Source organism: Curvibacter lanceolatus ATCC 14669, from assembly GCF_000381265.1.
Lineage (GTDB): Bacteria > Pseudomonadota > Gammaproteobacteria > Burkholderiales > Burkholderiaceae_C > Curvibacter > Curvibacter lanceolatus.
Map to the genome: position 1 here is coordinate 153689 of NZ_KB906266.1, position 13855 is coordinate 167543.

A 13855-nucleotide genomic window follows, 5' to 3' on the forward strand; every position below is an offset into this window, starting at 1 on the left:
CAGCGGCGGTCACGGGTCAATGGAGGTTGACGAGGCGACCGTCCCTGTGCGGTTCTAGACCGACACACACCATCGCCTGCTCGATCCATTGGGCCTATCCTGTCCACAGAAGTTGCGCCAAACTACGATGGGCAACTCCCCGGTCAAAGCACCTCGGTAGTGGCTTGACTCAATCCAAACTGCCACCGTGGAACCCGGGGCGATTCAGAAAGCCCGATTGTGGATCGTTTACAGAACATAGAAACATTTGTCCGAGTTGCTCAGACGCAAAATTTCAGCGAGGCTGCGAGGCAGTTGCGCGTTGCTAAGTCTGTGGTCACTAACAGGATCCAACAATTGGAGGAGTACGTTGGTGCTCCGCTGTTTCATCGCAGCACACGCGTCGTGAGATTGACAGAAATAGGGCAAGCCTTTCAGCGGGATTGCACTGAACTGGTTGCTCGGGCAGGTGACCTGGTTGATCAGATGCGTGACGTCAAAGGGTCGCCATCCGGCACACTCACCATCCATGCCCTGACTGGGTTGGTGCTGGGTCACTTCGCGGCTTTGATACATGAGTTCCAAGAGCGCTACCCTGACATTCGCTTAGACCTGAACGTGAGCGACTCAGTCGTGGATCCAGTGAAAGCCGGGGTGGATTGCGCGCTGCAAATTTTCCCGGCCACATCGACTGAATTGATCGCACGCCCCTTGTTTCCTGTGCGCAGGGTCTTCTGTGCCTCTCCACAGTACTTGGAGGCCAGTAAAGAGCCCAAAGACCCACGGGACCTACACGATCACAAGCTCGGTCTTTACTCACGCTACCCCAGTCGCGACCGGTGGACGTTCCATCATGAAGGCAAGGAAATCACCCTTTACCTGCATGCCAAGTTGCTGACTAACAGCGTTCACCTGTTGAGGGAGTACGCCATGGACCACGCTGGTATTGTGTGTTTGCCAACCCTGGTGGCCTCCGAGGCCATTAAGAAGGGGCATTTGAAGGTGGTCTTACCGAATCACTTGCTTTCATCGTTTTGGCTGTCTGCCGTGTACGCCGGCACGTCACGCAACGCTTTCAAATTGCGACTGTTCATCGAACACATCTCTGACCGGTTCAAGCGATTGCCACCTTGGGATGCCGAGTTGATCGAGCGAGGTCTGATTTCAGATGTGCTGATTCAAGGGTAATCCCGTACTATTGTTTGGTGTTGTCGAACAATGCATTCCGCCTGTGCTGGCTTCTTAAAACAGATCTCACGGCATAAAGTCCCGACCACTCCAGCGATCTGGCTGGCTCACCAACGGAGACGAAGATGACCGTGAAATACGAAACCAAGTTTGGCTCTATGAAGAGCTATGAAAAAGGGCGCGTGGAGCCCATTTCGGATGATGTCAAGCACTACGCCTTTTCCAATTGCTTCGATATTGCGAACAAATCCAAGCCCTATGAGAAGGTTGTCTTTGGCAAAAACCAGATCTATGTGCTGGAGGCCATCCGTGCGGAAGGCGTGTCTCCTTGGTTTACCTGCGCCCATGATGAGTTCGCATTGAACATGGACACCGACGTCGAGGTTCATTTGATCAAGCTCGACGCAGCCCAGACGGTGCCGAACACGGAGAAAAACGGAGCGGTTTTGGTGCAGGGTGAGCCCCAAGGTCAAAAGATGGGGTGGATGAAACTGAAGCGCGGCCACCAAGGCATGCTTCCGAAAAACACGGCTTATCAATTTCGTGCTGCCGAACCGAGTGTTTTGGTATTGCAAACCTGTCAAGGGGACCTCTCGGTGGAGAAGTGGGCGGATATTTGCCAGTCTGCGTAATCGATGGCCCAGCACTTCCGAACTTCTTTTCCTTTCACCTTGCACTGGACACGATCATGAACGCACCTGTTGATTTTGCTAAAAGTTATTCTTCTGCGGCCGACTCGCTGACGGGCTACCGGTCTTTCAAATTGGGCTCATTCGGCTTTCGCCGAGACGAGTACTTTGCTCACATCACTTGGACAACCCGCGACGGTCGCCCGCTGTCCCACACCATGGACGTGGGTGCCTTTCTCAGTGCGCTGATGCGCGATGTGGCCTGGGGCTTCTTTTACGGTGGCGTCAACTTCGATGACGTGATCGGCACTGTGAACCACTACAGTTCGGTTGACCTTCAAGCTGGGCACTTCAATGGCACCATGAAGGAGGCCGGTGTAGACCTGCTGGAGAACTTCCCGACCGACCAGATCCGAGTTGTTTTTGAAGACATGCTGGACGACTGGACCAACGCGGGTTATGACCCGTTCGCAGCGCCTCAAGAAACAGGGCAACCTTATGGCCGCAAGAATGGCCACAACAAGGCTGCGATCACACGTGCACGTGAATTGGCGACCCGCTGTGTGGGGCTGAAGGACGATTTGGCACTTCGCACGGACGATCGTGGTGCACCGGTCAATCGTCAATTTGCCGATGTACCGCAAGACGCGCCCGAGTTGCATCCCGAGCCCGGCTTTGAGTCTGAAGTACACGCCTTCAATTTGTTTGCGTTCCTCAGTCGTTCCCAGGTGACCTGGAACCCCTCATTTACCAGCGTGGTTAAGCACAGCTACATGTGCCCGACCACAGAGGAACACATCCTGCCCATCATGCACTCCAACGATCGGGTGGAATGGTTCTTCCAGATGAGCGACTCCATCGACTGGGATTGCGCCGACAAGACGACGGGCAAGCCATTGGCCCGAGTCATCATGAAGGCCGGCGACATGGCCGCCATGCCGGCTTACTGCCGCCACCAGGGCTACAGCCCCAAGCGCTCGATGCTGCTGGTTTGGGAAAACGGATCGCCCAAACTGGTCTACGAAATCGCCAATGGCGAAGCGCCTGAAGTTCCAGTCGCATTCTGACCTCACTTTCCCCCTGAACACCCCGCCCCGGCGGGGCGGAGATCTCCATGAACCTCGCAGACATCGCGGCTGCGGCGGGCTTGCGCACGCCTATTCGCCACCAACTATTCATCAACGGTCGCTTTGTCGACGCCGAATCGGGTGAGACCCTGGGCACCCTGAATCCCCACGATAACTCGGTGATTGCCGAGGTCTCGATGGCTGGCCAGGCGGACATTGACAAAGCCGTTCACGCAGCTCAACAAGCGTTGCCTGGTTGGAGTCGGATGGCTGCCATGGACCGCGGTCGCATCCTGCTGCGACTGGCTGACTTGATCGAACAAAACGCCGAAGAGCTGGCACGGCTGGAGTCATTGGATACCGGCCATCCCATTCGGGATTCGCGGATATTGGATGTGCCCCGTACGGCAGTCACTTACCGCTATTTCGGTGGCATGGCCGACAAGTTTCAGGGCGAGCAAATTCCAGTTGAGGCTGGCTTCCTCAATTACACCTTGCGTGAGCCGGTGGGTGTCGTCGGGCAAGTAGTCCCTTGGAACTTTCCTTTGATGTTCACCAGTTGGAAGATGGCGCCTGCATTGGCTGCTGGCAACTGCGTGGTCATGAAGCCCGCGGAAATAACCCCTTTGTCCTCTCTCAAGATCGCTGAGTTGATGGTTGAGGCTGGCATTCCCGATGGGGTGGTCAACATCCTGCCTGGCCTGGGTGCCGTGGCCGGGCAGTACATCGCCGAGCATCCCGGCATCGCCAAAGTAGCCTTCACTGGCAGTACCGCCACTGGGCGTCGGATCGTACAGGCCAGCGCGGGCAATCTCAAGAAAGTTCAGTTGGAGTTGGGCGGCAAGGGTGCCAACATCGTGTTCGAGGACGCCAATTTGAATGCAGCGGTGAATGGCGCCGCTTGGGCCATCTTTCACAACCAAGGGCAGGCCTGCATTGCAGGGTCCCGCCTGGTGTTGCACGAGAAGATTGCGGACGCCTTCCTAGAGAAGTTCATTCCCTTGGCCAAGAGTATTCGCCTGGGTAATCCGCTCGATCCCAACACCGAGATGGGGCCACTCACCAGCTTGCAGCACCGTGATCGGGTGTTGGCCTACGTCGACATCGCGCGTTCGCAAGGCGGTGAGGTGCTCGCAGGTGGCAAGGCACCTACAGGCGATCTGGCCTCAGGTTGCTACGTGGAGCCCACCATTGTTCGGGCTCAGTCCTGGACCGACCGAGTCGCGCAGGAGGAGGTGTTTGGCCCCTTCGTCACAGTCATCACCTTCAAAGACGACGCTGAAGCACTTCAGATTGCTAACGGTACAGAGTACGGTTTGGGTGGCGGATTGTGGACCAACAACCTTCAGCGCGCGCATCGCTTCGCTCGGGAAATGAAGAGTGGGATGGTATGGATCAACTGCTACAAGCGGGTGAACCCCGGCTCACCATTTGGAGGGGTGGGGGTCTCTGGCTATGGCCGCGAAATGGGTTTTGACGCCATGCGTGAATACACCCAGGTGAAGAGCATCTGGGTGAACGTGGACGCCCAATTGGCACCTCATTACGTGCGATGAGCAGGGAGCAAGCCATGAGCATTCGTACCTTGTTCCATTTGTGCGTTCCATTGTTGCTTGGTGCTCTGTCTGCACTGACGAGTAGTTCGGTGCTTGCGCAGTCAGCTGCCTGGCCCAGCAAGCCTGTTCGAATCGTTGTGCCCTTCCCGCCAGGCGGAATCGTCGACGTGGTCGCACGACAGATTCAGAGCCGATTGCAAACCGCGTTGGGACAGCCGCTGATCATTGATAACCGCAGCGGCGCCGGCGGATCCGTTGGCGCTGCGGAGGTCGCTCACGCCGTGCCTGACGGTTACACCCTGCTCATGGTGTTTGATAGTTATGCGACCTACCCTTTGGTATATCCAAAGCTGGGCTTCGATGTCGCTCGTGATTTGGTTCCGGTGACTCAGTTGGTGACGAATCCATTGATCCTGGTTGTCAACCCGAAGGTTCCAGCCACTGATGTTCCCTCATTGGTGAAGGAGCTCAAGGCCAATCCAGGCCGGTACAACTATGCAAGCGTCGGAGCAGGTTCAAGCAATCACCTGACTGCAGAGTACTTCAAGAGTGTCAGTGGGACCTTCATCACCCATATCCCATACCGGGGCGGTGGCCCGGCACAGCAGGATTTGATGGCTGGGCAGGTGGAGATGATGTTCTTGTCCGCTGTGCTGGCTCAGCCTCACATCAAAGCAGGCAAGTTCAAGGCCCTGGCTCAAACCGGGGTAAATCGGATCCCATCGCTGCCTAGCGTGCCGACGGTGGATGAGTCGGGCGGGGTTTTCAAGGGCTTCGAAGTCAGTTCTTGGGTGGGCCTGCTGGCTCCAGCCAATACACCCAAGCCCATCATCGATCGACTCCAGCTTGAAATTAAAAACATCCTCAATGCTCCGGATTTTTCTAACCGACTGACTGAACAGGGACTGACTGCAATTGCCAGCACCCCATTTCAGTTCGGTGCGTTGTTGAAGGCTGAGCAGGCCAAGTGGACCCGCCTGGTTCGCGAAAAAAACCTGAATCTGGAGTGACCATGCGTTCCTTCATTTTTGCGACGCTGCCCGCACGCGTGATCTTTGGCGCCGGTAGCTTAATTCAATTGCCGGCGGAGCTCCATGCGTTGAAGGCCAAGCGTGCCCTTGTGCTTTGCACTCCTGAGCAACGTGGGCTCGCCGCCCGCGTCTCTGACATCTTGGGTGCGGCCGCGGTTGGGATCTTTGATCGTGCCGTGATGCACGTTCCAGTCGAGACAGCTCACGAGGCTTGCCAAGTCGCCAGAAGCCTGGAGGCTGACTGTGCCATTGCGATTGGAGGGGGCTCCACGATTGGACTGGGAAAGGCCATTGCCTTGGATTCCAGTCTGCCAATTTTGGCCATCCCCACCACGTATGCCGGCAGCGAAATGACGCCGATCTATGGCATCACCGAGGCCGGTCTCAAGAGAACCGGCAAAGACTTAAGAGTCTTACCCAAAACAGTTATTTATGACCCCGAGTTGAGCTTGGGCCTGCCCGTTCATATGAGCGTGACAAGCGGAATCAATGCGATTGCACACGCCGCTGAAGGCCTGTATTCCCACGATGGCAATCCCATCACGAAATTGTTGGCAGAAGAGGGCATTGCGGCGCTGGGCCGGGCCTTGCCCCAGTTGAAACAGCACCCACAGGACCCAGCCGCACGAAGCGATGCGCTGTATGGCGCCTGGTTGTGTGGCTCCGTGCTCGGCAGTGTCGGAATGGCCTTGCATCACAAGTTGTGCCACACCTTGGGCGGCACTTTCAACTTGCCTCACGCCGAAACTCACACCATCGTTTTGCCGCATGCGTTGGCTTACAACGCCACCGCAGCACCAGAGGCCATGAGCAGGATTGCCCGCGCATTGAATGCATCGAATGCGCCAAGTGCTGTGTACGACCTCGCCCAACAAAACGGTGCGCCGATCGCCTTGCGTGACATTGGACTGAAGGCCCAAGACTTGGATCGGGCCAGCGAACTTGTCATGCAGAACCAATACCCGAATCCCAGACCCCTTGAGAGGGCGGCTATTCGTGCGCTTTTGCAAAACGCCTTCGATGGCGTCAGACCCTGAGTGCCTTTCCGATTGATCCTGACAACAACTGGAGACAAAAACATGACATCGACACGCAGAAGCTTCGCGCAGGGCATCCTGGCCGTGAGCGCATTAGGCCTGAGTTCCACGGCTTGGGCCGTTGACACCCTCAAGATCGGCTACGTCTCACCTCAAACAGGTCCGCTCGCGCCTTTTGGTGAAGCGGACAAGTGGGTAATTGACCAAATGAAGACAGCCTTCAAGGATGGGATCGTGGTGGGTGGAAAAACTTACAACGTCCAGATTGTTCTTAAGGACAGTCAGTCCAATCCCAACAGAGCTGGCGAGGTGGCCAACGATCTGATCCTCAAAGACAAAGTGGCTTTGATCCTGACGGCAGGTACGCCAGAGACTGCCAACCCAGTCAGTGATGTGGCTGAACTCAATGAGGTGCCCTGCATTTCCAGCGTGGTTCCTTGGCAGCCCTGGTTCTTTGGACGCAAGGGCAACCCTGCGACTGGTTTCAATTGGACCTTTCATGTCTTTTGGGGATTGGAAGATGTGATCGCCAATTACACCAATGGTTGGAAAAGCGTTCAGACCAACAAGAAGGTCGGGGGCTTGTTTCCGAACGACGGCGATGGCAATGCCTGGGGCGACAAAGAACTTGGCTTTCCGAAGCCACTGCAACAGATGGGCTTCACGCTCACAGATGCAGGTCGCTTCCAGAATGGCACCCAGGATTTCAGTGCCCAGATCGCTGCCTTCAAAAAAGAGGGCGTCGAGATTGTCACCGGCGTCGTGATTCCGCCAGACGCCAAGACCTTTCTGACCCAGGCCAAGCAACAAGGATTCAAGCCAAAGGTCATCACGTTGGGTAAGGCGCTTCTTTTCCCGGGGGCCATCGAGGCCTTGGGTGAGCTGGGTGATGGTTTGAGCACAGAGGTTTGGTGGAGCCCTGCTCACCCATTCACCTCGAGCCTGACTCAGCAGTCAGCGAAGGCATTGGCCGATGCCTATGAAAGCAGTACCAAAAAGCAGTGGACTCAACCCATTGGGTTTGCACATGCCTTGTTCGAGCTTGCCTCGGACTCCCTGAAGCGGAGCAAGTCGTTGAAAGCTGCCGACGTGCGAGATGCAGTGGCCGCGAGCAAACTAAAGACCGTTGTTGGCGACGTTGCCTGGGGTGGTCAAGGCCCTTTCAAGAACGTCAGTAAGACGCCTCTGGTTTTGGGGCAATGGGTCAAAGGCAAGAAGTTCAAGTATGAGCTCAACATCGTGAACAACGACGCCGCCAAGGTCATCCCAACGAGCGGTGTGCTCAAGCTGAATTGAGGTCTTCGGACAGTCAATATGACGCTGCTTGCACTCCATTCAGTCAGCAAGTCCTATGGGGCACTCAAGGTCACCGACGGCATCACCTTGTCGGTGGCCAAGGGTGAGACCCTTGGCATATTAGGCCCCAACGGGGCCGGTAAAACCACTCTGTTCAATCTGATCTCTGGCGATGCGCGTGTGAACTCAGGTCGAGTGGAGTACCAAGGCCGTGATATCACCGCTTTGCCACCACATTTGCGCTGTCGTTTGGGCATTGGGCGCAGCTATCAGGTGCCGCAGCCTTTTGGCCACATGAGTGTGTTCGAAAACCTGGTGACAGCGGCTTCATTTGGCGGGGAGCAAGCTGAACACGAGGCTTGGGATACCGCTGTGAAGGTTCTGGAGCAAACCGGCTTGATGGCTCACGCCAACAAGCCTGCAGGCTCACTGACCTTGCTCAATCGAAAACGGCTTGAGTTGGCGCGTGCTTTGGCCACTCGGCCCGAGTTGCTGTTGCTGGACGAGATCGCCGGGGGCCTCACCGATCATGAGGCTCACGAGCTGGTCGATGAGCTCAAGCGCATCAAGTCCGAGGGGGTGACCATGATCTGGATTGAGCACGTGGTTCATGCACTTTTGTCGGTCGCGGACCGCCTCTATGTCATCAATTTCGGTCGTGAGTTGGCACAAGGCCTGCCTCAAGACGTGATGAACGACAACGAGGTGCGACGGGTATACATGGGCATGGAGGCGTGAAGATGAGCCAGATATTGTTGCGGACCGACCATCTTCAGGCCTTTTACGGAGATGCTCAAGCGCTGTTCGGGATTGATTTTGAACTGCGCGCTGGTGAACTGGTCGCCATCATCGGTGCCAACGGCGCGGGCAAGTCCACCTTTCTCAAATGCCTTACTGGGTTAGTCAAGGCCAAGCCTGAATCGGTGATTTGGAAAGGTCAGCCTGTCGGGGGGCGCGCACCCGGTGACATCGTTCGCTTGGGCCTGGCCATGGTGCCGGAGGGGCGTCGCTTGTTTCCTTCGCTTTCAGTTGAAGAGAACCTGCTGATGGGGGCTGTCGTGTCTCGCAAAGGTCCTTGGTCGCTGGACAGGCTGTATGCCATGTTTCCAATTCTCAAGGAGAAACGCCATCAACCCGGCACCTCTTTGTCGGGTGGGCAGCAACAGATGGTGGCGATGGGCAGAGCCCTCATGAGCAACCCCGAGGTCTTGCTTTGCGACGAACTATCGCTGGGCCTTGCCCCGATTGTCATTCGTGAGATCTACAGCGCCATGCCCACGATCACGTCTGAGGGAATGACCGTGGTGATCGTTGAGCAAGACGTGAGCATGGCCCGCAAGGTTTCTGATCGGCTGTATTGCTTTCAGGAAGGCGTCGTCTCACTTCAAGGGGCGTCGGCCGATCTGACACGCGAACAAATCAGTAAAGCCTATTTTGGCTTGGCAACCGGAGACTGAGACCGTGGAAACTCTATTGCAAGGCCTTCTTTTGGGAGGGCTTTATGCCCTCTTCGCGCTCGGCCAATCTTTGATTTTTGGAGTCATGCGGCTAACGAATACTGCGCATGGTGATTTCATTATTTTGGGTGCCTTCATCGCGCTCAGCCTGACCATCTTGGGTGTCCCCCCTTGGTTCGCCTGGCTGATCACGTTGCCGGTGGCTGCGGCTTTAGGCTATGCCCTTCAGTGCTATGTCTTGAATAGCACCTTGGGTCGGGATCCGCTTCCATCTTTGGTGGTGACATTTGGTTTATCAGTCGTTGTACAGAACATGTTGCTAGAGATGTTCTCGGCGGACCCGCGTTCGATTGATACCGACGGATTCAACACGCTGAGTTGGAGCCCCATGGCTGACTTGTCGATTGGGGTTCTTCCCTTGTTGATTTTTGGCTTGGCGTTGGCCGCAACGGTGGCGCTTCAATGGCTGTTCAACCACACGGCGACGGGCAGGGCTTTTCGCGCAGTGTCCGATGACCGTGAAATTGCAGAGTTAATGGGTCTCAAGGCCAACAAGGTGTATGCGCATGCGACGGCCTTGGCTTTTGTCTTGATTGGGGTGGCGGGCGTACTGCAGGGAATGCGTACGACCGTCGCACCTTCGGACGGACCGATGCTTCTGCTATTCGCATTTGAGGCTGTGGTCATCGGTGGGATGGGAAGTTTCTGGGGTTGCTTGGTGGGCGCTTTGTTGCTGGGGCTGACCCAGCAGGTGGGATTCCGACTTGACCCCGGTTGGGGCATCTGGGCAGGACACGTGATGTTTCTCATGGTGTTGGTTTTTCGTCCGCAGGGCTTGTTTCCCAAGACCAGAAACTGACAGGTGACTCGATGAGCTTTCAGGACACACCTTCAAATTCGGTTTCACTCAGTTTCATGACACACCCTACTTACCGAGTCGTCCGCAGCACAAAGGCCAGTGCCCCTTTGTTGTCGATGGCTGCCCTTTTGACGCTATTCGCGGCCAGCATTCCCTTTTGGGGCGAATCCAGTTGGATGCGTGAGTTCGTTGAAATTGCCTGCTATTTCATTTTCGCCATGATGTGGAACCTCATGGCCGGTTATGGCGGCATGGTGTCGATTGGGCAACAGGCCTTCTTTGGTCTTGGCGGTTACACGATGCTTGTGTTGGGCAATTTTCTCCAGATCAACCCCTTTGTCGCGGTTGTGCTTGGAGCGATCATGGCGGGGATGGTGGCCTTGCCGGTTTCCAGGATCGCCTTTCGTTTGCAGGGGGGCTATTTCGCCATCGGTACTTGGGTGATCGCCGAAGTTTTCCGGCTGACTGTGGCCAATATCTCTGTGATTGGTGGGGGATCGGGCACCAGTCTGACCGCTTTGAGAGGAATCGATAAAGCCACGCGTGAATCGATGACGTACTGGATGGCACTCGCCTGTGTCGTGGCTTCGATCAGCTTGGTGTACTTTTTTTTGCGCAGCAAACCAGGTCTCGCTTTGATGGCAATCCGTGACAACGAGGTGGCGGCTCGTTCGCAAGGTATTGCGGTCGGACGTATGAAGCTGGCCGTCTATGCTGTTTCTGCCTTTGGTGCAGGTTTGGCCGGTGCCCTGTATTTCGTTGGCAACCTGCGCATCAGTCCGGATGCTGCGTTTAGCGTGAATTGGACAGCTTTTGCCATTTTCATGGTGGTGATTGGCGGTATTGGTCGCATTGAGGGGCCTTTGATTGGTGCCCTGGTTTTTTGGGCGCTTAATAAGATTTTCAGTGATTACGGAACTTGGTATTTGCTGGGGCTCGGTTTACTCGCCGTTTTTACAACAATTTATTTCAAGCATGGTCTTTGGGGCTATGTTCAGCAACGTTGGGGTTGGACCTTGTTTCCAACTTCTCGTAAGTTGTATGTGACTCCTTGAGTTATGTGCATCGGGGATGCTCAATCCCGAAATCTCATCATTATTCACAACGAGGAGACAATATGTTTAAAAGGATTGCTATTGCTGGTTCTATGGTGTTGGCTGGTATGGGGTGTGCTCACGCTACAGAGGGGGGCGGTTCTATATTCCCTCATGGCGTTGAAAACTTCATGGCAGGTGCACTGCCGCCTCCTGGCTTATATGGAATGGTTTTTGGGAGTAGTTACACGGCAGATCGTGTTAATGATGGTAATGGGGAAAGTCTCAATGTTCCTGGTTTCAAAGTCACGGCAAACGTGATCGCACCCCGTCTGGTGTGGCGTCCGAATATGCAAGTCCTGGGGGGGGATGTTGTCGCCCATGTGATTGCCCCATTGGTCGATTTAAAAGTAAACACACCTGGCGGATCACAGCATAAGTCGGGCTTGGGTGATCTCACAGTCGGTGTTGGCTTGGGTTATCACCACAGTGAAAGCTTGCATAGCGTGGTAGCTTTGGATGCCTACTTGCCTACCGGCGGATACACCAAGGGTGATATTGCAAACATCGGGCGTAACTACGGTGCGATTGAACCAGTATTTGCCCTCAGTTACATCAATCGGACTGGATTCAATGGCGATGTCCGAGTGGGGTACATCATCAATCAAAGAAATACTGCAACGGATTATAAATCTGGAAATGAATTGCATTTTGACTATGCAGCTGGTTGGGGCCTCGGTAATGGATGGACCCTTGGCGTAGGTGGGTACGTAAAGCAACAAGTGGCGCTTGATAAACAAGTTGGTGTCGCCTTGGCCAATAGCAAGACCAGCGGCGTGGCAATTGGTCCTAATGTGAAGTACGACAGCGGAAAGGGTTGGTTTGTCACTGTCAAATGGCAAAACGAGAGCAACGTCAAAAATGGTACTCAGGGCAATGCACTGTGGTTGAAGGCGGTTTTTCCGCTGTAAGTAACCGCAGAGACTTTTTGCAGATCCAAGGGCCTTTGCGACGGTGCTAACCGATACAGAAGGATTTGCCGCTCCGATGGGTATCTCCATTAGGGCGGATTTTTTCAATTGATCATTTTTATTCATGAGTAATATGAGTGTGCCTATCGTCCACGTTGTCACGTGGCGATTGAATGGGGATCGCCCTGAAGTACGTGCCACTCAGGCGGCCAAAATTGTGGCTGCATTTCGGGCTTTAGAACACGACGTTCCAGGCATGGTTCGAATGGAAATCGGCGCCAACGTAACTGAGGCTGATGACGCGTGGGATTTGGCTCTGGTGTCGGTGTTTCGCACACGAACTGATCTCATGGCTTACCAAAGCCATCCGGCTCACTTGGCTTTGAAGCACTTGGTCGCCCCGCTTCGGTCACAGCGTGCACAAGTTGACTTCGAGTTGCCTGAGTGAATTGAGAACCGGCAAGTAACTGCCACCAAGGAATTCCTATGACCAATTTGGATACCCAAGAACTGACTCGTGAGGTCGTTGGGCGTTTCACCGACACGCCGGACCAACGCTTGCGCACAGTGCTCAGCTCCCTTGTCAAACACATGCATGCGTTTGCCGTAGACGTTCAACTCACGCAGGAGGAGTGGCTCGCAGGCATTAACTTTCTCACCGCTACGGGTCAAAAATGCACCTCCACCCGACAAGAGTTCATTTTGCTAAGTGACGTATTGGGCTTATCGATGCTGACCGTTGGTTTGCAGGCAAAGCAGCCTGTGGGTGTGACCGAGGCCACCGTATTTGGTCCATTTTTTGTGCCCGATGCCCCGGAACTCCAGAATGGTGACGATGTTGCGCAGGGAGCACCAGGGCGCCCTTGTACGGTATCTGGTTCAGTGCGAGGTGTTACGGGTGAGCCTATTCGAGGCGCCGTCATTGATGTCTGGCAGGCCGACGAAGAGGGCTTCTACGACGTGCAGAAATCTGATCTGACAAAAGCACAAGCGCGAGGCCGCCTGCGCAGCCGAGACGACGGTAGTTTTGAATTCCGGTCGATCGTTGCCGAGGCTTATCCAATTCCAACCGATGGGCCCGTTGGCACACTCCTCGAGGCGACCAAGCGTTCTCCGTGGCGGCCAGCACATCTCCACTTCATGATCCAAGCGGAGGGCTACGAAACCTTGATTACTCATGTTTTCAAAATGGGCGACCTCTATCTTGACTCCGACCCCGTTTTTGGCGTTCGTCCTTCCCTGGTGGCTGATTGGGTGCCTCAAGCGGACGGCACAACTGTCCTTCATTACGACTTTGTTCTGGCCCCTGCACAGAGTCGCCCATCTGTTCGATAGGACAAATCTTGATCAACAAATTCAGCGAATCGGTGGGTGAGGCTTTACAAGGCACGGCTGATGGTGCCACTATTCTGATCGGTGGCTTCGGTACCGCCGGCATCCCCAACGAACTCATCGACGGCCTGATCGAGCAAGGCGCGCGTGAGCTCACCGTGGTCAACAACAACGCCGGCAACGGCGACGCAGGCCTGGCCGCCCTGCTCAAGACCGGTCGCGTGCGCAAGATCATCTGCAGCTTTCCGCGCCAGGCCGACTCGTTTGTGTTTGACGAGCTCTACCGCAGCGGCCGCATCGAACTCGAACTGGTTCCCCAGGGCAACCTGGCCGAGCGCTTGCGCGCCGCAGGCGCTGGCGTGGGCGCCTTCTTCACCCCCACCGGCTTCGGCACCGAACTGGCCCTAAACCCCGACGGC

15 protein-coding genes are annotated in these 13855 nt (G+C 55.4%); all 15 read left to right on the plus strand.

Annotated features, from left to right (window positions below; translation table 11 throughout):
• Nucleotides 1-219: 219 nt before the first annotated feature.
• Nucleotides 220-1167 (plus strand): LysR family transcriptional regulator, encoded by a 948-nt coding sequence (locus F624_RS0122040; RefSeq protein ID WP_031255833.1) that lies wholly within the window; start codon nucleotides 220-222, stop codon nucleotides 1165-1167.
• Between the two features lie 125 nt (nucleotides 1168-1292).
• On the plus strand, nucleotides 1293-1799 hold the full coding sequence (locus tag F624_RS0122045) for a cupin domain-containing protein (protein ID WP_019576532.1): 507 nt from the start codon (nucleotides 1293-1295) through the stop codon (nucleotides 1797-1799).
• Between the two features lie 56 nt (nucleotides 1800-1855).
• Complete coding sequence (locus F624_RS0122050; RefSeq protein ID WP_031255834.1) at nucleotides 1856-2863, plus strand: hypothetical protein; 1008 nt, start codon at nucleotides 1856-1858, stop codon at nucleotides 2861-2863.
• A 92-nt stretch (nucleotides 2864-2955) separates the two neighbouring features.
• Nucleotides 2956-4419, plus strand: coding sequence for an aldehyde dehydrogenase family protein (locus tag F624_RS0122055; protein ID WP_031255835.1), 1464 nt, complete (start codon nucleotides 2956-2958; stop codon nucleotides 4417-4419).
• A 14-nt stretch (nucleotides 4420-4433) separates the two neighbouring features.
• On the plus strand, nucleotides 4434-5429 hold the full coding sequence (locus F624_RS0122060) for a Bug family tripartite tricarboxylate transporter substrate binding protein (RefSeq protein ID WP_031255836.1): 996 nt from the start codon (nucleotides 4434-4436) through the stop codon (nucleotides 5427-5429).
• Nucleotides 5430-5431: 2 nt separating this feature from the next.
• Nucleotides 5432-6487: a maleylacetate reductase gene (locus tag F624_RS0122065; protein ID WP_019576536.1), complete on the plus strand. Its 1056-nt coding sequence runs from the start codon at nucleotides 5432-5434 to the stop codon at nucleotides 6485-6487.
• Nucleotides 6488-6529: 42 nt separating this feature from the next.
• Nucleotides 6530-7783, plus strand: a complete 1254-nt coding sequence (locus F624_RS0122070; protein WP_031255838.1) for an ABC transporter substrate-binding protein — start codon at nucleotides 6530-6532, stop codon at nucleotides 7781-7783.
• A gap of 18 nt (nucleotides 7784-7801) precedes the next feature.
• On the plus strand, nucleotides 7802-8521 hold the full coding sequence (locus F624_RS0122075; protein ID WP_031255839.1) for an ABC transporter ATP-binding protein: 720 nt from the start codon (nucleotides 7802-7804) through the stop codon (nucleotides 8519-8521).
• Between the two features lie 2 nt (nucleotides 8522-8523).
• Complete coding sequence (locus F624_RS0122080; protein WP_031255841.1) at nucleotides 8524-9240, plus strand: ABC transporter ATP-binding protein; 717 nt, start codon at nucleotides 8524-8526, stop codon at nucleotides 9238-9240.
• Between the two features lie 4 nt (nucleotides 9241-9244).
• Nucleotides 9245-10099: a branched-chain amino acid ABC transporter permease gene (locus tag F624_RS0122085; protein ID WP_031255843.1), complete on the plus strand. Its 855-nt coding sequence runs from the start codon at nucleotides 9245-9247 to the stop codon at nucleotides 10097-10099.
• 11 nt (nucleotides 10100-10110) lie between these two features.
• Nucleotides 10111-11154 carry a branched-chain amino acid ABC transporter permease gene (locus F624_RS0122090; protein WP_245573700.1) on the plus strand — a complete coding sequence of 348 codons (1044 nt, stop codon included), beginning with the start codon at nucleotides 10111-10113 and terminating at the stop codon, nucleotides 11152-11154.
• A gap of 62 nt (nucleotides 11155-11216) precedes the next feature.
• Nucleotides 11217-12104: a SphA family protein gene (locus F624_RS34215; RefSeq protein WP_084679595.1), complete on the plus strand. Its 888-nt coding sequence runs from the start codon at nucleotides 11217-11219 to the stop codon at nucleotides 12102-12104.
• A 133-nt stretch (nucleotides 12105-12237) separates the two neighbouring features.
• Nucleotides 12238-12552: a Dabb family protein gene (locus tag F624_RS36530; protein ID WP_169426669.1), complete on the plus strand. Its 315-nt coding sequence runs from the start codon at nucleotides 12238-12240 to the stop codon at nucleotides 12550-12552.
• A gap of 38 nt (nucleotides 12553-12590) precedes the next feature.
• Entirely contained in the window at nucleotides 12591-13439 is an 849-nt protein-coding gene (locus F624_RS0122095; RefSeq protein WP_019576545.1) for a dioxygenase family protein, read from the plus strand.
• Between the two features lie 8 nt (nucleotides 13440-13447).
• Nucleotides 13448-13855 (plus strand): 3-oxoacid CoA-transferase subunit A (locus F624_RS0122100; RefSeq protein WP_019576546.1); only part of this gene is annotated, 408 nt, incomplete at its 3' end.